General features: G+C 71.3%; 15 protein-coding genes. 7 read left to right on the top strand and 8 right to left on the bottom strand.

Translation table 11 applies throughout. The annotated features are described in order from the left end of the window. Positions 1-9: 9 nt before the first annotated feature. Both ACIBM5_RS44265 and ACIBM5_RS44260 read right to left on the bottom strand, forming a co-directional pair. Positions 10-1,920, bottom strand: coding sequence for an MDR family MFS transporter (locus ACIBM5_RS44265; RefSeq protein ID WP_396012365.1), 1,911 nt, complete (start codon positions 1,918-1,920; stop codon positions 10-12). Continuing rightward, positions 1,917-2,357, bottom strand: coding sequence for a MarR family winged helix-turn-helix transcriptional regulator (locus ACIBM5_RS44260; RefSeq protein ID WP_396012364.1), 441 nt, complete (start codon positions 2,355-2,357; stop codon positions 1,917-1,919). The genes ACIBM5_RS44265 and ACIBM5_RS44260 overlap by 4 nt, the downstream gene beginning before the upstream one ends. Positions 2,358-2,808: 451 nt before the next feature. On the opposite strand from ACIBM5_RS44260, the gene ACIBM5_RS44255 reads away from it, so the two are divergent. The 4 genes from ACIBM5_RS44255 to ACIBM5_RS44240 all read left to right on the top strand — a co-directional run bounded on the left by ACIBM5_RS44255 (position 2,809) and on the right by ACIBM5_RS44240 (position 8,744). Next, positions 2,809-4,065, top strand: a complete 1,257-nt coding sequence (locus tag ACIBM5_RS44255) for a CaiB/BaiF CoA transferase family protein (protein ID WP_396012363.1) — start codon at positions 2,809-2,811, stop codon at positions 4,063-4,065. A gap of 119 nt (positions 4,066-4,184) precedes the next feature. Beyond that, a complete protein-coding gene (locus ACIBM5_RS44250) occupies positions 4,185-5,693 on the top strand; it encodes an OB-fold domain-containing protein (protein WP_396012362.1) in 1,509 nt (502 codons plus the stop codon). 2 nt (positions 5,694-5,695) lie between these two features. Continuing rightward, positions 5,696-6,889 carry an acetyl-CoA acetyltransferase gene (locus tag ACIBM5_RS44245; RefSeq protein WP_396012360.1) on the top strand — a complete coding sequence of 398 codons (1,194 nt, stop codon included), beginning with the start codon at positions 5,696-5,698 and terminating at the stop codon, positions 6,887-6,889. Between the two features lie 235 nt (positions 6,890-7,124). Beyond that, complete coding sequence (locus ACIBM5_RS44240; RefSeq protein ID WP_396012359.1) at positions 7,125-8,744, top strand: PP2C family protein-serine/threonine phosphatase; 1,620 nt, start codon at positions 7,125-7,127, stop codon at positions 8,742-8,744. A 115-nt stretch (positions 8,745-8,859) separates the two neighbouring features. On the opposite strand, the gene ACIBM5_RS44235 is transcribed toward ACIBM5_RS44240, so the two are convergent. After that, complete coding sequence (locus tag ACIBM5_RS44235; RefSeq protein WP_396012358.1) at positions 8,860-10,278, bottom strand: hypothetical protein; 1,419 nt, start codon at positions 10,276-10,278, stop codon at positions 8,860-8,862. Positions 10,279-10,507: 229 nt separating this feature from the next. Beyond that, positions 10,508-10,723: a hypothetical protein gene (locus ACIBM5_RS44230; RefSeq protein WP_391587635.1), complete on the bottom strand. Its 216-nt coding sequence runs from the start codon at positions 10,721-10,723 to the stop codon at positions 10,508-10,510. Here ACIBM5_RS44230 and ACIBM5_RS44225 point away from each other — a divergent pair. Beyond that, positions 10,722-11,609 carry an aminoglycoside phosphotransferase family protein gene (locus ACIBM5_RS44225; protein WP_396012357.1) on the top strand — a complete coding sequence of 296 codons (888 nt, stop codon included), beginning with the start codon at positions 10,722-10,724 and terminating at the stop codon, positions 11,607-11,609. The genes ACIBM5_RS44230 and ACIBM5_RS44225 overlap by 2 nt on opposite strands. 187 nt (positions 11,610-11,796) lie before the next feature. Here the strand turns inward: ACIBM5_RS44225 and ACIBM5_RS44220 are convergent, their stop codons facing one another. Together ACIBM5_RS44220 and ACIBM5_RS44215 are read right to left on the bottom strand one after the other, a co-directional pair. Further along, on the bottom strand, positions 11,797-12,279 hold the full coding sequence (locus ACIBM5_RS44220) for a hypothetical protein (RefSeq protein ID WP_391587637.1): 483 nt from the start codon (positions 12,277-12,279) through the stop codon (positions 11,797-11,799). Positions 12,280-12,463: 184 nt separating this feature from the next. Next, positions 12,464-12,667, bottom strand: coding sequence for a cold-shock protein (locus ACIBM5_RS44215; RefSeq protein ID WP_020557813.1), 204 nt, complete (start codon positions 12,665-12,667; stop codon positions 12,464-12,466). A 478-nt stretch (positions 12,668-13,145) separates the two neighbouring features. Between ACIBM5_RS44215 and ACIBM5_RS44210 the strand changes: the two genes are divergently transcribed. Further along, the gene (locus ACIBM5_RS44210) at positions 13,146-14,516 is read left to right on the top strand and encodes a hypothetical protein (RefSeq protein WP_396012356.1); all 1,371 of its coding nucleotides are present in this window, start codon (positions 13,146-13,148) and stop codon (positions 14,514-14,516) included. Between the two features lie 416 nt (positions 14,517-14,932). Continuing rightward, entirely contained in the window at positions 14,933-16,573 is a 1,641-nt protein-coding gene (locus ACIBM5_RS44205; protein ID WP_391587639.1) for an acyl-CoA synthetase, read from the top strand. Positions 16,574-16,695: 122 nt separating this feature from the next. Here the strand turns inward: ACIBM5_RS44205 and ACIBM5_RS44200 are convergent, their stop codons facing one another. Further along, entirely contained in the window at positions 16,696-18,237 is a 1,542-nt protein-coding gene (locus ACIBM5_RS44200) for an acyl-CoA synthetase (protein ID WP_396012355.1), read from the bottom strand. Between the two features lie 80 nt (positions 18,238-18,317). Next, positions 18,318-19,208 (bottom strand): oxygenase MpaB family protein, encoded by an 891-nt coding sequence (locus ACIBM5_RS44195; RefSeq protein ID WP_396012392.1) that lies wholly within the window; start codon positions 19,206-19,208, stop codon positions 18,318-18,320. Positions 19,209-20,137 lie beyond the last annotated feature (929 nt).

The following is a 20,137-nucleotide window of genomic DNA, read 5'->3' as shown; positions in this document are numbered from 1 at the left end:
CGGGTGTGGTCAGTCCCGTTCGGGCCAGCGGCGGCCGGCCGCGCGTCGGGCGTCCTGTTCCGGGGAGCGGGCCGAGCCGGCGCCCGAGGAGGGCGTTCGACCACCCGGTTCGGCGGCCGCGCCCGATCCCGGGCCGGGACGTGTACCCGAGCCTGCCCCGGCGGCGGCCGGTTCGTGCTGCGGGTCGGCCTGAGCCGATCCGGGTCCGGCGGTCGCCGCCTGCGCTTCGGCCAGTTCGGCCGCGTCCGCGGCGGCCTGGGCCTGGAGGCCGGACATCGTGCGCAGCGGCACCTCCTTGATGAAGAAGACCAGCACGAACGCCACCGCCATGACGCACGCGGCGATCAGGAAGACCAGCTGCATCGCCTCGGAGAAGCCCTCCTTGAAGGGCGCGGCCAGGCGCGGGTCCAGCTGCTGGATGAAGGAGGAGTCGCTGAGCACGCCGGAGCCCTGCGCGCCGCCCGGGTTCGGGTTCCGGGCCATCTCGATCACCGGCCCGTTGGCCGGATCGGCGAGTACCGCGGGGTCGGCCAGCGCGGCCTGGAACGCGGGGGTGCGGGCGTCCCGGGTGAAGGCCTTGGCGATCTCCCCGGAGACGTTGCTGAACAGCACGGACAGGAACACCGCGGTGCCGGCGGTCGCGCCCATCTGCCGGAAGAAGGTCGCGGCCGAGGTGGCCACGCCCATGTCCCGGGGCGGGACGGCGTTTTGCACGACCAGGATCAGCGTCTGCATGCACTGGCCGAGGCCGATGCCGAGCAGGACCATGAACAGGCTCGTGGTCACGAGCGAGGTCTCGGCGTCGACGAACAGCGCGAACAGGCTCATCGCGACGGCGGCGATGCCGGTGCCCAGGATCGGGAAGATCTTGTACCGGCCGGTCTTGGAGGTGATCTGGCCGGAGATGATCGACGAGCCCATCATGCCGACCATGACCGGGATCATCAGCAGGCCGGCCTTGGTCGGGCTCGCGCCCTTGACGATCTGGAAGTACTGCGGGATCAGCATGAACCCGCCGAACATGGCCATCCCGAAGATCACGCCGATCAGCGACGCGAGGCTGAAGATCCGGTCCGAGAACAGGCGCATCGGGATCAGCGCGTCCTCACCCATCCGGCGCTCGACCAGGATCCAGGTGAGCACGCCGATGCCGCCGATCAGGTAGCAGGCGGTCGCGGTGCCCGAGCCCCAGCCCCATTCGCGGCCCTGTTCGGCGACGATCAGCAGCGGTACCACGCCCAGGGCCAGGGTGACCGCGCCGAACCAGTCGATCCGGTGCGGGCGGCGGGTGTGCGGGATGTGCAGCACCTTGGCGACCACGAGCAGGGCCACCACGCCGACCGGCACGTTGACCAGGAACACCCAGCGCCAGCCCGCGATGCCGAGGATCTCGTCCTGGCCCGCGAAGAAGCCGCCGACGAGCGGGCCGAGCACGCTGGAGGTGCCGAACACGGCGAGGAAGTAGCCCTGGTAGCGGGCGCGTTCGCGGGGCGGGACGATGTCGCCGATGATCGCGAAGGCGAGCGACATCAGACCGCCCGCGCCCAGGCCCTGGAGGGCACGGAAGCCGGCGAGTTGGTACATCGACGTGGAGAACGTGCACGCGGCGGAGCCGACCACGAAGATCGTGATGGCGGCGAGGTAGAACGGGCGCCGGCCGTACAGGTCGGACAGCTTGCCGTACAGCGGCGTGGCGATCGTCGAGGTGATGAGGTACGCGGTGGTGGCCCACGCCTGTTGGCTGAGGCCGTGCAGGTCGTCGGAGATGGTACGGATCGCGGTCGAGACGATCGTCTGGTCGAGCGCCGCCAGGAACATGCCGGCCATCAGGCCGTACAGGATCGTCATGATCTGACGGTGACTCAGGCCGCTTTCGCTCGCGGCCTGGTCCGGTACTGCCTGCGGTTTGTTGTCGGTCATGCGGTACGGCCTTCCGGTGCACCGGGCGCGGTGTCGCGTGTGGGTGCCTGCTCGCGTTCGAGGTCGTCGTTGAAGCGGCCGAGGAGGTGGACGAGCGTGCGGCGTTCGTCGGCGGACCAGTCGCGGGTGACCCGATCGAGTTCGGCCTGCCGACGACTGCGGTAGATCTCGAACGCCTGGGCCCCGGCCTCGGTCACCGCGAGCAGGGTGCCGCGGCCGTCGTTGGGGTCCGGGCGGCGCTCGACGAGGCCGCGCTGGACCAGCGACGCGATCTGCCGGCTGACCGTGGACACGTCCAGGTAGGTCATCGCGGCCAGGTCGGTGACCCGGCGGGGTCCCTCCATCGCGAGGTAGGCCAGGAGCAGCCGGTCTCCCCCGTCGGGCACCGGGCCGCTCTCGGCGCGACTGCGCGCCTTGGCGGCGGCCGAGAGCCGCATGAGACGCGCGAGTTCGCGTCCGAGTTCGTCGGGTGCGCGGCCGGCTGTCGGCTCGTCACACGGTGTCGTCGCGGTATCGATGACCGCCCCCTTGTCGCTCGCCGCGCATTAACTGCATGGCTCAACCAACAATACCGCTTCCGTCGCCCACCACCGCCCCCACGGGCGCTCCCGACCCGACCCCGCCGACGGGATCGGCGGCATCGGCGCGACGGCGGCGGAGCGTGGGTGCGCCGGCGTGGGGCGTGACGAGGGGCACGGGGCTTGGCCCATGCTCATCTGACTGCCCGTCAGCTATGGTGACGAGGTGCCTGTCTCGCGACTATTGGGCACTCGTACGAGGTATCCCACGGGCATCTCGCCGGGTCCCGGGCATCACGGCTGCAGCAGGCTCGGCCGGCCGGTCGACCGCGCGGCACACGTACGACCGCACAACAGGGAGTGAGTGACCATGCGCGTGGGAGAGGTGGCAGGCGCCGACCTGCAACGCTTCGGAAAGCCGCTCGACGGGATCCGGGTCCTGGCCATCGAACAGATGCAGGCCCTCCCCTACGCCACGCAGATGCTCGCCCGACTGGGCGCGGAGGTCATCAAGATCGAGTCGCCCGGCGTCGGCGAGTCCGGGCGCGCCGCGCTGCCGATGATGACCGACCCGCTCGGCCGTCGCGTCGGCGTCACCTTCCTGCGCAACAACCTCGGCAAGCGCAGCGTCACCGTCGACCTCAAGCATCCCGAGGGCCGCGAGATCGTGCTGCGCCTGGCCGAGAAGGCGGACATCGTCTGCGAGAACTTCAAGCCCGGAACGGCCGACCGGCTCGGCCTGGGCTTCGCGGACATCGCCGCCGTCAACCCGCGCGCGATCTATCTGTCGGTGTCCGGCTTCGGCAACACCACCGAGTCCCCGTACGCGTCCTGGCCCGCGTACGCCCCGGTCGCCGAGGGCATGGCCGGTCTGTACGACTTCAAGCGCGCCCCGGACACCGCGCCCGTGGTGTCCCCGCTGGGTGCGCTCGGCGACTCCGGCTCGGCGCTGTTCGCGGTGATCGGCGTGCTCGCCGCGCTGCGCCACCGCGATGCCACCGGCGTGGGCCAGTACGTGGACATCTCCATGTTCGACGCCATGGTCGCGCTCAACGACGCGGGCATCAGCTACTGGTCGATGGGCCTGAAGGACCCCGGCCTGGCGCCGCTGATCAACCACTCGTTCCGGGCCTTCGACGGCTACTTCCTGATCCAGTGCGCACGCCCGCACATGTTCGAAGCGCTCGCCGACCTGGTCGGCAAGCCGGAGTGGAAGAGCGACCCGCGCCTGGCCGGCCCGCAGGAGTGGTTCGACCACATCGAGGACATCCTGCGCCCGGGCATCGAGGGCTGGGCGGCGGACAAGTCGCGGTTGCAGGCGTGCGCGGCGCTGAGCGGGGTGGGCGTGGCGTCCGGCCCCGTCTACAACCCCGGCGACGTGATCGAGGACGAGCACGTGCGCAACCGCAACATGATCGTCGAGATGGAGCGCACCGACGGCGACCCGGCACCGGTCCTGTCGCCGGGCAACCCGGTCAAGCTCTCCCGGGTCGCCGAGGGCCCGGAGACCCGGGTGCCCTGGGTCGGCGAACACACCGCGGAGGTCCTGGGGGCCGAACTGGGCCTGTCCCGCGCGGAGATCGACCGCCTCGCGGCCGACGGCGCGATCGGGTTGGAGACCCCGTAGCCGACCCCGCGCCCCCGAACCCACCCCGCACGGCGGCCCGAGCGGCCGGCCGGCAACGCAAGAACGCGACGAACCCCAAGTGGGACGAACCCCAAGTGGAACGAGGCGGAAGCGGAGAAATGACGACTGACGGAACCGCAGTTTCGACGGGACGCGGCATCCTCGGGTACGGGGCGTATCTCCCGTACCGGCGCCTCGACCGCAAGACCATCGCCGCCGTGGCCGGCACCGGCGGCGGCAAGGGCACCCGCACGGTGGCCTCCTTCGACGAGGACACCACCACCCTGGGTGTCGAGGCGGCCCGCAACACGCTGCGCGCGACGCCCGGCGTGCGACCGCGCGCGCTGCTGTTCGCGACGGTGGCGCCCGCGTACGCGGACCGCACCAACGCGACCGCGATGCACGCCGCACTGCGCCTGGACGCCTCGGTGCCGGCGATGGACGCGACCGGCTCGGTGCGCTCCGCGGCCGGCCTGCTCCGGCTCGCCCTGGACGGCGCCGGCACCGCGCTCGTGGTCGGCGCGGACATCCGGGTCGGCCTGCCCGGCAGCGGCGACGAGGCGGCCGGCGGCGACGGCGCGGCCGCGCTGCTGGTCGGCGGTCCGGCCGACGGCCCGGTGCTCGCCGAGTACCTCGGCGGCGCGTCGGCGACGGCCGAGTTCGTCGATCGCTGGCGTGCCCCCGGGGACGTGCGCTCGAAGTTGTGGGAGGAGAAGTTCGGCGAGAACAACTACCTCGCCGTCGGCCGGCAGGCGTGGAGCGACGCGCTCAAGGCCACCGGGTTGACCGCCGACCAGGTCGACCACGCGGTGATCGCCGGCCTGCACGGCCGCGCGGTCGCCGGACTGGGTCGCCGGCTCGGGGTGCGCGAGGGCGTGCTGGGCGACGACCTGGCCGGCACCGTCGGCAACACCGGCGCGGCGCACCCGGGTCTGCTGTTGAGCGCGACGCTGGAGAAGGCCGAACCGGGCCGGGTTCTCGCGCTCGTCGTACTCTCCGACGGCGCCGAGGTCTTCCTCTTCCGCACCACCGACGCACTCGCGGCCTACCGGCCCACCCGCACGGTCGCCGAGCAGATCGCCGGCGGCGCGCCGCTGCCGTACGGGAAGTACCTCGCGTGGCGCGGGCTGCTCCCGATCGAGCCGCCGCGCCGGCCCGAGCCCGCGCGCACCTCGTCCTCGGCCGCCGTGCGCTCGGTGGAGTGGAAGTACGGTTTCGTCGGCTCGCGCGATCGCGAGAGCGGCGCCGTGCACCTGCCCCCGCAGCGGGTGTCGATGACCGGTGGCAATGTGGACGACATGGAGCCGGTGCCCACCGCCGACGTGCTCGGCACGGTCAAGACGTTCACCGTGGACCGGATGGCCTACTCGCCCAGCCCGCCGGTGGTGTTCGCGGTCGTGGACTTCGACGATCCCGAAGGGAGCGAAGCGACTTCCGACAAGGGTGGTGGCGGGCGACGGGTGGGCGGTCGGCTGCCGATCGAGTTGACCGACGTGGACGCGACCGAGGTGGCCATCGGCGACCGGGTCGAGCCGACGTTCCGCCGGCTGGGCAGTGCCGACGGCATCCACAACTACTTCTGGAAGGCCCGCCCCGTGCGGACCGCCCGAGCCGCCGAGGAGGCATAGGCATGGGATCGCACGGCATCAAGGACCGCGTCGCCATCATCGGGATGGGCTGCACCCCCTTCGTCGAACACTGGGACCGGGGCACCGACGACCTGCTGATCGAGGCGACCACCGAGGCGTTCGCGAACGCCGGCGTGGACAAGGAGCAAGTCGACGCCTACTGGCTGGGCACCGCACAGTCGGGGATGTCCGGACTGACCCTGGCCAAGCCGCTCCAGTTGCAGGGCAAGCCGGTCACGCGCGTGGAGAACATGTGCGCGACCGGATCCGACGCGTTGCGCCAGGCCGCGTATGCGGTGGCTTCCGGCGCATACGACGTGGCCATGGCGGTCGGCGTGGAGAAGGTCAAGGACGGCGGCTTCCAGGGGCTGAACGCGTTCCCGATCCCGGGCGACGGCACCGCCCGCACGCTCACCGCGGCGGCGATGTTCTCCATGGTGGTGCCCGCGTACGGGGACAAGTACGGCGTGTCCGAGGCGGAGATGCGCGACGTGTTGTCGCACATCGCGGCGAAGAACCACTACAACGGCGCACGCAACCCGCGCGCCCAGTTCCGCAAGGAGATCGCGCCGGAGAAGATCTCGGCGATGCCCAAACTCGCGGGGCAGTTGGGCGTGTTCGACTGCGCGGGCGTCGCGGACGGCGCCGCGGCGGCGATCGTGGTGCGGGCCGAGGACGCACACCTGTACACGGACAAGCCGCTGTACATCAAGGCGCTGTCGCTGGTGGCGGGCAACGGCTCGGGGGTGATCGACCCGGAGTACGACTACACCACGTTCCGCGAGATCGCCGCGTGCGCCGAGGACGCCTACCGCCAGGCGGGCGTGCGCAATCCCCGCGAGGAACTGGCGATGGCCGAGGTGCACGACTGCTTCACCCCGACCGAGCTGGTCCTGATGGAGGATCTGCGCTTCGCCGATCGCGGCACCGCATGGAAGGACGTGCTGGCCGGCGCGTTCGACCTGGGCGGCCGGCTGCCGGTCAACCCGGACGGCGGCCTGAAGAGCTTCGGCCACCCGGTCGGCGCGTCCGGGCTGCGGATGATGTTCGAGGCCTGGCTCCAGCTGCGCGACGAGGCACCGGCCGAGCGGCGGATCCCGGCGGACGGCCGCAAGCTCGCGCTGACCCACAACCTCGGCGGATATCCCGGCGACATGGTCTCGTTCATCTCCATCCTGGGCAGCGAACTCGGCTGATCGGCGTGTCGCCCGCGCTGTTCGAAGTAGTCGAGCCCGCGTCGGGTTTTGCTCGTCGAGGCCGGTGAGGGGGCTCGATCGCGGTCGCGATCGGGCCCCTTTCGCCATCTCCGGACACCGGAAATGGGCAATCTGCCACAAGCATCACGGTTCCCGTGGTTTCATCCGCGTCCGGGCCCTCGATGTGCGACAGTCAATGCACCCTGCCACCTCATGTCCGGAGGAGCGCGAGCGGATGCGCGAACGGCCCGAGCACCCCGTGGACGGACCCCTCGTGGTGGATCCGGCGCAATGGCTCGCGCACATCGGCCGGATGCGCGCCGAACTCGACGCCCTGCGCGGCGGGTTCGGCCTGCGCCCGGGCTCGGCCGGCGGCTCCGCGAGTGCGCCCCTCGGCGCCGGTTCGGGCGAGGACACGGCGGCCGTCGAGGAGGCGTATCGACGGGCGTTGTTGTGCGATCTGCTCGCCTGCAGCCTCGGTCAGGCGGCGGAGTATCTGGCCCGATTGAGTCAGGACACCGAAGACCCGGAGCATCGGCAGGCCGACGATCCGGGCCCGGCGACCAGCACGCCGGCGCGCAGCACGGTCCGGCCACCGGATGTGCGACCCGCCGCGCCGTTCGCGCCCGGCGACGTGGAGAACACCGCGCTGTCCTGGCGGCATCTGCGCCGGCTGTTCGTCGAGCCGGACCCGAACGGGGTGTTGCCCGAGCAGCGCCGGACGGTGCCGCCGCGGGCGCCGGGTTCGAGTCCGGTGGCCAGCGCCGAGTGGCACCTCGATCGCGACGATGTGCGCTGGTCCGAGGAGATGTACGCGCTGTTCGGCCGCGACCGCGCGCTCGGCCCGCTGCCACTGGCCGAGTTGGCCGGACATGCGGCGGCCGAGGATCGGGCGTTCGTCGCGGACCTGGTGCGCGAATTGCTCGAACACGCGAACGGCGCGGAGGGCGAGTTCCGGATCGTGCGCGCGGACGGCACCCGGGTGTCCGTGCAGTTCGTCGGCGAGCCGGTGCTCGGCGCGGACGGGAGGCCGCACGCGGTCTGGGCATTGCTTCGTGACATCACCGAACTGCGGCGCACCCAGGAGGCGTTGACCGAGACCCGGGTGCAGTTGCTGGCCCAGCGCCGGCTGGTGCGCTCCGAGCACCGGGTCGCCGCCGAGCTCCAGCGCGTGGTGATGCCGTGGTGGACCCGACCGATCAGCCTGCCCGGCATCGAGGTGGCCACCCGCTACTTCCCGGCCGAGCAGGACTCCAAGGTCGGCGGCGACTGGTACGACGCGCTCGCGCTGCCGGGCGGCGACGTGCTCCTGGCGGTCGGCGACATGTCCGGCCACGGGGTCGCCGCGGCGTCCGGGATGACCACGCTGCGCGGCGCGTTGCAGGGGGTGGCGATGACCGGGGCCGGGCCTGCGGCGATGTTGACGGCGCTGAACCGGATCGTGGTGCACACGCTGCCGGCGGACAAGGTGGCCACCGCCGTGTGTGCCCGATTCGAGCCGGTGGAGCGGGTGTTGACCTGGGCGCAGGGTGGTCATCCGCCGCCGCTGCTCTACCGGGGCGGGTCGGGTCGGGCGCTTGCGACACCGTTCGGTGTGCTGCTGGGTGCGCTGGACGAACCGGAGTTCGTCGAGGCCCGGGTCGAACTGGCGTCCGGCGACGTGTTGTTGATCTTCACGGACGGCCTGGTCGAGCGGCGCGGGCGCGGCACGGAGGAGGCGGTCCGCGCGCTCCTGGGCCTGGGGCCGCAGTTGCTCGGCGCGGACGCCAGGACGTGCGTGGACGTGGTGTTGAGTCGGCTCGGGCACACCCGGTACGAGGACGACGCGTGCGTGATGGCGGTCTGCGTGCGATAGCGCTTCGCTCGGCTCGGGACGGTGGCGCCCACCCACCCGGTGTGTCGGGTGGGTCGGCTGCGGAGGTCGCATGTGCGGGCGGGGGTGATCGGGCCTCCCCGGCCTCGGTCGTGGTTCAGGAGCCCTCGGCCAGTTCCTGGCGGAAGGCGTGTACTTCCGGGACGTCGCGGTAGCGGTCGGTGAGTTTGCGGAGCACCTCCAGGCGGTCCCAGGTGCGTTTGGAGCCGATCTCGCCGGCGGCCCGGACCGCGAGGCGCGCGTGGTGTGCGCCGCGGTCGGGTTGGCCGTCGAGCAGGCACGCGCAGGCCAGCGAGATCAGGTCGAAGGTCTTGGACCGTTCGTGCCCGCGGGCCCGCAACTCCAGGGCCTTCTCCGCGTGTTCCTGGGCTCGGCCGGCCGCGGTGGGATCCACCTCGGCGAGCGTGCGGTACACCAGCGCCTGCATGCCGTGCAGGTCGGCCGAGTCGAAGAAGGCCACCCAGTCCGGCTCCTCCTCCGGGCGCGATCGGCCGAACTCCGCCTCGGCCCGGCCCAGGGACCGCCGGCAGTCCGCGGCTCGGCCGAGCGCGGCCTGCGCCCATGCCTCCACGGTGTGGAACATCGCGCGCGTGGTCGCCCCCGCCCGCTCGCCCGCCGTACGCTGCGCCAACTCGATCAGGGCGAGCGCGTCGGCCGGGCGCTCCAGGTGCACCATCTGCCGGGCGGCACGGGAGAGCGCCTCGGCCGCGCGCGGCAGGTCGCCCGCCTCCCGGGCGGCGTGCGCCGCGATCACGAAGTAGTTCTGTGCGGTCGGGTCCAGGCCCACGTCGTGCGACATCCAGCCACCCAGCGCGGCGAGGTTGGCCGCCACGTTCCACAGTCGGCGGGTGATCGGCAGCGGATTGGGATAGGTCAGCAGATTGCCGACCTCGTTCAACTGTCCGATCACCGCCTTGCGTTGCAGCCCGCCGCCGCGATCCGCGTCCCAGGTGCGGAAGACGGTGACCGCGTTCTCCAGCGCGGTGACCTCCTCGGCGCCGATCGGCCCCGCGTCGGCGAGCCCGTAGGACACCGGATCGGCCGGCGCACCACGCGGGTGGGACATGCCGAGCCCGGGGCTGAGCCAGCGATCGAAATTGGCCACCAGGGCCGGGCCCGCGACGAGCGCGAAACCGCCGCCCGTGAAGCCGTGCCGGTTGAGCATCAGGTCCATGCCGGTGAACTCGGTCAGCGCGGTCACCGTGCGCTCGGTGCTCCACGGCAGGTCCTCCTGCACCACCTGCGTGTTGTGCCGGGGGCGGCCGGTCAGGCCGAGGTCCTCGGAGGTGACGACACGCCCGAGACGCTCGGTGAAAAGCGCCGCCAGAACCCGGGGCACCGGGTCCCTGGGCCGCTCGCCGTCCTCCAGCCAGCGCCGGACCCTGGAGGTATCCGTGGCAAGCTGGGGATGGCCCATCGCGGCGGCCCGACGGTTGACCAGTCGGGCGAGTTCGCCCTTGGACCACCCGGTCAGGGCGAAGAGGTCCACCAGTTTGGTGTTGGGTTCCCGGCGCATTGCAAACCGCCCGTTGATGTGGGGACCGTGGCTCGAAAGCGTCCTGTCGGAGGCCGCTGCCGGACCGAGGCTAGCCCGCTCCGGAGCAGCCGGCTCCGATTCGCCATGGTTCGCCAGGGCTCGCCACGTGGATCACCACCCGGACCTCGGAGTGTTGTGGATGGTGGATCCGGCACGTGGCCCCCACCCGTCGCGCGGCCGGATCCACTCATCGGCAGCGCAGGAAGGTTTACATGTCATCCACGACGTCCACCACCCCCGGCCGCCCGACCAATCCCGGTTCCGCGACTTCACGGCCGGGCACACCCGGCCCGAACAGGCGTACGCCTTCCGGTGGTTCGGCGCCCGGCACGGTGGCGTCGACGAACACCGTGGTCGCGGCGAACGCCGCGGTCGCCACCGGTCCGGCCCCGGCCGGCGGAGCGGGCCCGGGAGTACCTCGCATGGCACAGCAGATTCCGGGTCCGGAGGCGGTCGCCGCGCTCGCGGCCCGGGTCTGTCCCGGCTTCACCGCGGGTGCCGTGCTGCGCAGGACCCCACGATCCCTGTTGCTGTCCGGATCGGTCGGTCGCGGTCCGGTGGTGGTGAAGTATCTGACCGACCCCTCGGCGCACTGGCTCCAGCGCTTTCGGCACGAGGTCAACGCCTACCGCACCTTCACCCGGCAGCGGCCACCGGTCCGGGTGCCGCGGCTGATCGCCGCCGACCCGGAACGGCGCATCCTGGTGATGGAGCACGTGGCCGGCCGGCCCGCCGCGAACGAACGCCACCCGGGCACCGCGATGGCCCGCGCCGACGTCCGCGCCGTGCTGCACGCGTTCGCCACGCTCAACCGGTGGAAGCCCCCGCCCGGGTCGTTCCCCCTGGCGTTCGACTACCCGGCCCGCGTCGACCGCTACCACAAGCTCGGCCTGCTCACCGACCGCGACGCCGGCGACCTGTCCCAACTCCTGCGCGGTCTCAGCCGGGTGCCGGCGCAGTTCTGCCACGGCGACGCGGTCCTGTCCAACGTGCTGCTGACCGCCCAGGGCGCGGCGCTGGTCGACTGGGAGTCCTCCGGCTACCACCTGCCCGGCTACGACCTGGCGGTCCTGTGGACCCTGTTGGCCCGGGATCCGATGACCCGTCGCCAGATCATCCAGACGGCCCAGCAGTCGGGCTCCCTCTCGCGCGATGCGTTCCTGGTCAACCTGATGCTGGTGCTCGTCCGCGAGATCCGGCTCAACGACGTGGGCCCCGTCGGGGAGGACCAGCGCCGTCTCCTGCGCAGGCTGCACGACGACTGCGGCATGGTCCGCCGGGCCGTCCGCGCGGCGATCGGCACCCGGTAACGACGCTCGTGGCCGCACGGCCCGACGGGTCCATGCGGCTTCGGCGTCGTGCCCGCGTCGACGATGTACGTGGCTCGGGTGGTGTGTCCACCCGCGCTCCACCCGTTGCGACCGGTGCGGAGGTTGCGGTTTCAGGGGCGGCGCGCGGGCCTGCTTCGGCCCCGCGCCCGCGGGGGGGTGCCGGCGTTCAGCCGCCGAAGGTGTCCGCCGGGATCGGCTTGAGCAGCTGGAACACGTCGTCGGTGATCGGGCGGTCCCAGGTCACGATGCGGACCATGACGTTGTCGCTGCGGTCGAATTCCACGCAGGCGAGGCGCCCCTCCGCATATTTGATCTTGCGGATGATCAGCAGGTCGTCGCCGAGCATGATCGGGGTGTCCTCGGTGGACAGCTCCTCGGGCATCTCCTCGTGGCCCAGGGCCGCGACCAGCTGCTGGGCCTCGATCCGGCCGACGCCTTCCTCACGCGCGGGCGAGCCGGGCGGCAGGTTGCCGATCAGCATCGCCGGGCCGCGGTTGGCCAGCAGGTCGTAGCGCACGAAGATCCCCTGGCAACTGCCGTCCTCCCCCGGCAACATGGCCACGACCACGGAGCCGGGCCAGTCGGTGAACGGGATGGCGAGAACGTCGAAATCCGGCCCGGACGGGGGGCGGCGGCGCAGGAAACCCATACAGACATGCTAGTGGCCCCTCACCATGCCGCCGGCCACACCCACGGCTCGGCCGCACGCGACGGGAAGGCCGGTGGATCGGCCGCCGGCCGACACCGGCCGTGGAAACGCCCCAAGGCCCGCACCCTGCACGGGCGCGGGCCTTGCTAGGTCTGCGGTCCGTTGCCGGAGCCGCGGGACCGATTCAGAGCGGGCGAACCATCTCGGCCTGCGGGCCCTTCTGACCCTGCGTGACCTCGAACTCCACGCGCTGGTTCTCCTCCAACGAACGGTAGCCGTTCGTCTGAATGGCGGAGAAGTGGACGAAGACGTCAGCGCCGCCGTCGTCCTGCGAGATGAAGCCGTAGCCCTTGTCGGCGTTGAACCACTTGACCGTACCGGTGGCCATGTCTTGATTCCTTCACGTAACCCACAGACACCACACCTCGTGATGCCCGGGTCGCGAACCGTCGAGTGGTCCCACTCCCCGCGTTACCCCGGGATGCCCTCGCTGTGAGGAGCGAAAAACGCCCACGGCTGTTGATGTCCGCAGGCGTTGGACGTGCGAGGGAACTACATCTACTGCTGCAACCGCGGACAACGCTACATGCCAACGAGTGCTCCGCAACAGCCCTTCGCAGTGCGAATCCGACCGTCACCAATGCGGCCAACGGGGGGCATAGCCGGCACACGTCGCTCGGTTCATCCGCGCGGGTGACACAACTGGGCGCAACCGAGGCCTGACCAAGCGTCAGTCGGAGCCCCTTCCCGACCGGCACCGCATCATCGTCCGAACACCCTTCGAACACACGGATGTTCACTCGTCCTTCGCATCGGCGCCATCGGTTCATGGTTGGCTCTTCGCGCCGTTTGTCTACCGTTTCGACATGGCCGCCCCGACCGCCCTGCCCGCGCCCCCGACGCCCGCGTACGTGCCATCGCCGCCGCGGGTCGCGCCGGTCGCGCCGCCTCGGGACCGGGCGCCGCGAATACGACCGCGCCGGTTGCGACAGGTGGGTGCGGTTCCGGCTCGGGTGTACGGATTCGTCGCGCTGGTCCTGATCGGCATCGTCACCCTGGCCGCGGTGATCGCGGTCGGTGCCGGCAACGCCCGATCCGGGCTCGACGAGGTCGCCGACACCTCGGCCCCGCGGGCCGCCGTCGCGGCGGATCTGTACTTCGCGCTCGCCGATCTCGACGCCCAGGTCGCCAACGTGCTCCTGGTCGGCTCGGACGAACAGGTCGGCAACCGGCAGTTGGCGCTGCGGCAGATGCGCGAACGGCGCTCGCGGATCACCGCCGACATCCAGATGCTCTCCGTCGGCGGCGCGCCCGTGGCGACCGTGGGAGCGCTGATCGACGGACTCGGCCGTTACGACGCCTACGTCGCGCAGGCGCGGCTGGCCGACGAGCAGGTCCAGGACCGCCCGGCCGGCCGGCCGCCGTTGGCAGCGCTCAACTACTTCGCGAGCGCGACCAGCCTGTTGCACGACGATCTGCTGCCGGCCGCCGACGCGCTCGGGCGCGGCGCCGAGGAGAAGCTGGCCTCCGATGCGGACTCCGACCGCACCCACGCGCGCTGGGCGGCGCTTGCGGTCGGAGCGGTCGGCACCCTGCTGGTGGCCGTGCTGATCGTCGGCCAGATCCGGTGGGCCCGCCGGTTCCACCGCATCCTGGCGCCGGGGCTGGCCGCGGTGACCATCGCGGTGGCCGCGCTCACCGGCACCGCCGCCGCGTTGTTCGCCGACCACGCCTCCCGGCTGCGCGACGCACAGACGCAGGCTTTCGACCCGTTCCTGAAGCTGGCCAGGACTCGGGCGACCGCCTCGGACGCGAACGCGGACGAGAGCCGGTTCGTGATCCTGCCCGATCGCGCCCGGGCATACAGCGAGAGCTTCGCCGCCAAATCCGCACAGCTGGACCGGAACGTGCCCGACCAGCGCGTGGCCTCCCGCCTGGATGCCTTCCGCCGGGACGACAAGGCGCTGCGCGCAGCGGTCGCCGAGGGCCGGCTGGATGTCGCCGTCGGCCTGGCCACCAAGGTCGGCCGCGGCAACCTGGCTTTCGACTTCTACGACTACCAGACCGCATTGGGCCGGGTCGCGGACGCCGCCCGAGCCGACTTCGAGGACCGCACCGACAGCGCCGACGACGCACTCGCCGGCTGGCCGTGGGTGCCCATCGCCGTGCTCGGGGTGTGTGTGGCGCTGGTGGCGGCGAGCGCCCGCCCGCGCCTGCGGGAGTACGCGCCGCGCTGATCGCGCGCGGCCTGCGGCGGGGCTGTCGGCTTCGGGGCGGGTGCGCGGGCGGGTGTCGGGGGCGGGCCCGGGCGGATGCCGGGGCGGGCCCGGGCCCGGGCGCGGTCGCGGTCGCGGGTACCGGGCGCGGTCGTGGTTGTGGTCGTGGTCGTGGTCTCGATTTCCGGACTCGGCCGGTGGACTCGGCCGCGGTCTCGCGTCCGGGTCCGCGTACAGGGCCGTCCACCGCGGCGTCGCCCACCCCGACCCCGGCGCGCCGGACTCGCCGGACTCGCCGGACTCGCCGGACCACCCCCCAGCCCACATCTTTGCCGCAGTCAAGTGTTCGCGGCGGTCGACAGTGTCACAGTTTCCCGAGGCCATCCAAACGATATTGCCTCTGGAATATCGCCCGGCTCACGCCTTACGCTCCGCCCATGGAATTCAACCTTGCCGACCTCTTCGAGCGCGCGGCCGGGGAATACCCCGAACGCGAGGCGATCGTCGCGAACGGTGAACGCCGTACATATGCCCTTCTGGAGGAGCGGGCTAATCGCCTCGCCCATCACCTCCGGGACTCCGGCGTGCAGCCGGGCGACCATGTCGCGGTCTACGCCTTCAACATCATCGAATGGGCGGAGGCGATGCTCGCGATCTACAAGATCCGGGCCGTCTGCATCAATGTGAATTTCCGCTATGTCGCGGATGAGCTGGCCTATCTGTTGGACCAGGCCAAGCCGGTCGCGCTGGTCTTCCAGCGACAGTTCGCCGACCGGGTCGCCGAGGTCGCGCCCAAGGTCGCCTCGCTGCGACACCTGATCGTGGTCGAGGACGACTCCGAGCCCGCCGCGGACGGGGTCACCGCCGAGTCGCTGGGCGCGGTGCGGTACGAGGACGCGATGGCGGCCGGCTCGCCCGAGCGCGACTTCGAGCCGCGCTCGGCCGACGACCTGTACCTGCTGTTCACCGGCGGGACCACCGGCCTGCCCAAGGGCGTCGTGTGGCGCCAGGAGGACGTGATCTTCGCCCTCGGCGGCGGCATCGACCCCACCAACGGTCAGCGCATATCCCGGCCCGAGGAGATGGTCGAGAAGGGCCGCAACGGCCAGATGACCACCTTCCCGATCGCGCCGCTCATGCACGGTGCGACCCAGTGGGGAGTGCTGCAGAACCTGGCCAAGGGGCACCGCGTGGTGCTGATCGACAAGTTCGACGCCCATGGCGTGTGGGAGACCGTGGTCGCCGAGAAGGTCAACATCATCCTGATCACCGGCGACGCGATGGCCCGCCCGCTGCTGGAGTCCCTGGCCGAGCCGCGCGACGGGCGCGAGTCCTACGACCTGTCCTCCCTGTTCGCCCTGTCCTCCAGCGCGGCGCTGTTCTCGCCGTCGCTGAAGGAGGAGTTCATGGAGCGCCTGGGCATCGTGGTCAGCGACGCGATCGGCGCCTCCGAGTCGGGCGCCAACGGCGTGGGCGTCGCGGTCAAGGGCCAGACCGAGCAGCAGAGCGGGATCACCGTCAAGGCGGTCCCCGACTCGGTCGTCCTGGACGAGGACCTCAACCCGCTGCCCGCCGGGGTCGTGGGCCGACTCGGCCGCAAGGGCAACATCCCGCTCGGCTACCTCGGCGATCCGGTCAAGACCGCCGAGGTCTTCCGCACCGGCCCCGACGGCACCCGCTACGTGGTGCCCGGCGACTACGCCCGCCTGGAGGGCGACGGCCGGATCACGCTGCTGGGCCGCGGCTCGGCGACGATCAACTCGGGTGGCGAGAAGATCTTCACCGAGGAGGTCGAGGGCGCGGTCAAGTCCCACCCCGAGGTCTACGACGCGATCGTGGTCGGCGTCCCGCATCCGCGCTGGGGCCAGACCGTCGCGGTGGTCGTCCAGCCGCGCGAGGGTCGCACGCCGAGCCTGGCGGACGTCCAGGAGCACTGCCGCACCAAGATTGCCGGGTACAAGGTGCCCAGGGTCATGCGCACCGTCGAGCAGACCGTGCGCACGCCCACCGGAAAGCCCGATCTGCAATGGGCACTGGCGGTGGCATCCGCGCCGGAAAGTGCGCCCGAATCCGCCTAGCGGAACGCGGACCGCGGACCGCGGAACACGGTTCGAAAAGATTCGCCGCACCGATCGGCGGGTCGAGGAAAACGCCGAATACACCGCCCGTGAATTCCCGGGCGGTGTATTCGTATTCCGTCTCAAACGGCCCGTTCGCGACCCTCCCAATAGGGATCGCGCAACCGCCGCTTCTGCAACTTCCCATTCGGGTCGCGTGGCATCGCGTCGACGAAATCGACGGTACGCGGACGCTTGTACGTGGCGAGCTGCTCCGCACAGAACGCGAGCAATTCCGCGGCCAGCTCGGGGCCGGCTACGAAGCCCTCGTTGGCCTCGACGACCGCCTTGACCTCCTCGCCCCAGTCCTCGTGCGGGATCCCGAACACCGCCACGTCACCGACCGCGGGGTGCCGCAGCAACGCACTCTCGATCTCGGCGGGGTAGATGTTCTGGCCACCGGAGATGATCATGTCGATCTTGCGGTCACGCAGATACAGGTAGCCGTCCTCGTCGAGCAAACCCACGTCGCCGACGGTGAACCAGTCCCCGATCCGGCCCTTGCGGGTCTTCTCCTCGTCCTTGTGGTACTTGAACTTCCCGGCCCGCATCAGCATGTACACGGTGCCGATCTCGCCGGCCGGCAGCCGGTTGTCGTCGTCGTCGAAGATGCCGATCTCGCTGATCGGCCACGCCTTGCCCACCGTCCCGGGCCGATCCAGCCACTCCTGCGCGGAGCAGAACGTACCGCCGCCCTCGCTGGCGGCGTAGTACTCCTCGACGCACAACCCCCACCACTCGATCATCCGCCGCTTGACGTGATCGGGACAGGGTGCGGCGCCGTGCACGGCGTGCCGCATGGACGACACGTCGTACTTGGCCTTGATCTCGTCGGGCAGTTGCAGGAGTCGGTGGAACTGGGTCGGCACCATGTGCGTGTGGGTGACCCGGTAGCGGTCGATGAGGCGCAACATCTCCTCCGGCCGCCACTTCTCCATCAGCACCACGCCGTGGCCGATGTGCAGCGACTGCTGCGCGTGCTGGAGCACGGCGGTGTGGTAGAGCGGCGAGCCGACCAGGTGCACGTTGTCGTCATGCGGCTTGACACCGTAGATCAGCAACGTGCCGCCGTAGCGGGCCTCTTCGGGCGATCCCCCGGACAGCGGCCGGCGCACGCCGCGCGGGCGGCCGGTGGTGCCGGACGTGTAGTTCATCGTCATGCCGACGCTGCGCTCGGCCGGCGGCTCCGCCGATTGGCCCTCGGTGAGTTCGGCGAACGACCGGAAGCCGGGCACCGCGCCGACCGCGAACCGCGCCTGCGTGGGCACCTTCGCCTCGTCCGCCGCCGCGACGATCGTGTCCGCGAACCGCTCGTGGCCGATCACCACCTTGGACTCGCTGTCCGCGAGGATCCAGGCGATCTCGGGACCGACCAGGTGGTGGTTCACCGGGACCATGTACAGCCCGGCCTGCGCCGCCGCCATGTACGCCACGATGTACTCGGCGCAGTTCGGCAGGATCACGCTGAAGACGTCGCCGGTGCTCAGGCCCGCCGCCCGCAACCCGTGCACGAGCCGGTTCGACGCCGCGTACAACTCCCCCGCGGTCCACTCGGCGCCATCGGGGTCGACCAGCGCGAGCTGGTCCGGATTGGCCTGCGCATGGGCCCAGAAGCCGTTCGCCACGTGCGGTTCCCTTCGAGCTGCCCGGTTACTTGACAATGTCTGACATTGTGACGGCAGCGCGCACAGAAAGAAAGGGGACCTTACTTATTGGCGGGCTCCCCCACTGTGGTCTGCGCGACAACGACGACCTCGGGCAGCCGCGCGGCCGACGGCTCGACCCCGGGCCCGAGCCGCTCCATCGCGCCCTTGATATGCGGCGACGGGTACACCGCGCGAATCACCGGCGTCGCCGCCCCCACGACCCGACGCAGCCCCTTGAGCCCGGGCCCGGCCACCGCCGAGGGCAGCCCGCGATGCCCGTACAGGTCCTTCGCCCACCGCGGCAACGCCGCGTACGCCAACTCCGCGACCTGGCGCCACAACACCTCGCGCCCGAGCACGAGCACGAAGGGCACCGGCGGCCGACGCAGGAAGTCGAAGACGCTCCGGGCCTCGTCGGACATCGCCATCTCGGGCCGGATCCCGGTGAAGTAGCGATCCATCTCGACCAACGAGCCCGGCACTTCGTCGGCCGGCAGCCCGACCAGCTCCGCCGAGCGACGTTGTTCGTCCAGGTACAGGTCGGCCAGCTCGTCGGTGAGCGGAAACCCGGCCTGGCGCGCGACCGACAGATACGACCCGACCTCGGCACAGTGGATCCAACGCAGCAGCTCCGGCTCGTCTATCCGGTACGACTGCTCCGTGTCCGGATCGACCGCCTTGATCACGGCGTGGATCCGCCGCACCCGCGCCCCCGCCTGTTCGGCCTCCGCCCGCGTCCCGTAGGTCGTGACCCCGACGAAGTCCGCGGTCCGCATCAACCGCCCCCAGGGGTCCTTGCGAAAATCGGAGTTCTGCACGACCCCGCGCACGGCCCGCGGATGCAGCGCCTGCAGATAGAGCGCCCGGACACCGGCCACCCACATCACCGGGTCGGCATGCAACTGCCAGGTCACCGAATCGGGCCCGAACAGCCCGATGTCGCCGCCGATGGGGTGGGCAGCGCCGGTGGCGACGGTTGCGCCGGTTGCGCCGGTTGCGCCGGTTGCGCCGGTCTTGGGGGCCTTGTGGGGCTCGCGGGCCTTGCTGTTCCCGCTGTTGTTGCTGCTGCTGTTGCTGCTGTCTGTGCCCTGCCGTGAGTCAACCACCGGCACACCTTCCCGAACCTGGTCTGTTACCTGCACCTGGGACTACGAGGGTACGAGCCGCGCACGGCGGACGACGGGCGACGGGCGACGGGGTGGGGCCGGTCGGGAGTGGGGTTGGCGTCGGCCGGGGCGATCGGGGGTCGCGTGGGCGAAACGTGAGAGTTGCGTCTTGGTCGGGTCGGGTCCGGGTGGCTTTGTGCTAACCGGTCGGCGTGGACCGGCGGAGGTCAGCCCGGTCCCACGGTCACCGGCGGTCAGGAGCCCTGGGCTCCCCGGCGAGATGCGGGTGTTGCCTGCGGAAAAGGCGCTGGCAACGGCGGAGCGGGTGGGTGCTTTCGTCGGGTTCGCCGGGGGGCCTTCCCGAGTGGGCCGGGCCGTTTCGGCGTGCGGTGCATCTGGGTCGGGTCGGGTCCGGGTGGCTTTGTGCTAACCGATCGGCGTGGCCTGGTGGAGATCAGCCCGGTCCCAATGTCACCGGCGGTCAGGAGCCCTGGGTCCCCCGGCGAGACACAGGCCTCGCCTGCGGGAAAAGCGCTGGCAACGGCGCGGAGGGGTGGGCGGCCCGGCAAGGTTCGCCGGGGGACCTTCCCGAGTGGGCCGGGCGTTTTCGGCGTGCGGCCGCGACTTGGTCGGGTAGGGCGCGGGTGGCTTTGTGCTAACCGGTCGACGTGGACCGGCGGAGATCAGCCCGGTCCCAATGTCACCGGCGGTCAGGAGCCCTGGGTCCCCCGGCGAGACACAGGCCTCGCCTGCGGGAAAAGCGCTGGCAACGG

Origin of the sequence: Embleya sp. NPDC050493 (assembly GCF_044458105.1) — a bacterium.
In the GTDB taxonomy this organism is placed as follows: domain Bacteria; phylum Actinomycetota; class Actinomycetes; order Streptomycetales; family Streptomycetaceae; genus Embleya.
Note: the sequence above shows the minus strand (reverse complement) of the source record. Positions and strands in the feature narration are given on the sequence as shown.

What these genes read in the sequence shown, in the direction of transcription:
- ACIBM5_RS44230 (WP_391587635.1), bottom strand. Translation starts at nt 10,723, where the DNA reads ATGCGAGGTACTCCCGGGCCCGCTCCGCCGGCCGGGGCCGGACCGGTG.
- ACIBM5_RS44250 (WP_396012362.1), top strand. Translation starts at nt 4,185, where the DNA reads ATGACGACTGACGGAACCGCAGTTTCGACGGGACGCGGCATCCTCGGG.
- ACIBM5_RS44215 (WP_020557813.1), bottom strand. Translation starts at nt 12,667, where the DNA reads ATGGCCACCGGTACGGTCAAGTGGTTCAACGCCGACAAGGGCTACGGC.
- ACIBM5_RS44245 (WP_396012360.1), top strand. Translation starts at nt 5,696, where the DNA reads ATGGGATCGCACGGCATCAAGGACCGCGTCGCCATCATCGGGATGGGC.
- ACIBM5_RS44220 (WP_391587637.1), bottom strand. Translation starts at nt 12,279, where the DNA reads ATGGGTTTCCTGCGCCGCCGCCCCCCGTCCGGGCCGGATTTCGACGTT.
- ACIBM5_RS44255 (WP_396012363.1), top strand. Translation starts at nt 2,809, where the DNA reads ATGCGCGTGGGAGAGGTGGCAGGCGCCGACCTGCAACGCTTCGGAAAG.
- ACIBM5_RS44240 (WP_396012359.1), top strand. Translation starts at nt 7,125, where the DNA reads ATGCGCGAACGGCCCGAGCACCCCGTGGACGGACCCCTCGTGGTGGAT.
- ACIBM5_RS44205 (WP_391587639.1), top strand. Translation starts at nt 14,933, where the DNA reads ATGGAATTCAACCTTGCCGACCTCTTCGAGCGCGCGGCCGGGGAATAC.
- ACIBM5_RS44235 (WP_396012358.1), bottom strand. Translation starts at nt 10,278, where the DNA reads ATGCGCCGGGAACCCAACACCAAACTGGTGGACCTCTTCGCCCTGACC.
- ACIBM5_RS44265 (WP_396012365.1), bottom strand. Translation starts at nt 1,920, where the DNA reads ATGACCGACAACAAACCGCAGGCAGTACCGGACCAGGCCGCGAGCGAA.
- ACIBM5_RS44210 (WP_396012356.1), top strand. Translation starts at nt 13,146, where the DNA reads ATGGCCGCCCCGACCGCCCTGCCCGCGCCCCCGACGCCCGCGTACGTG.
- ACIBM5_RS44260 (WP_396012364.1), bottom strand. Translation starts at nt 2,357, where the DNA reads ATGCGGCTCTCGGCCGCCGCCAAGGCGCGCAGTCGCGCCGAGAGCGGC.
- ACIBM5_RS44225 (WP_396012357.1), top strand. Translation starts at nt 10,722, where the DNA reads ATGGCACAGCAGATTCCGGGTCCGGAGGCGGTCGCCGCGCTCGCGGCC.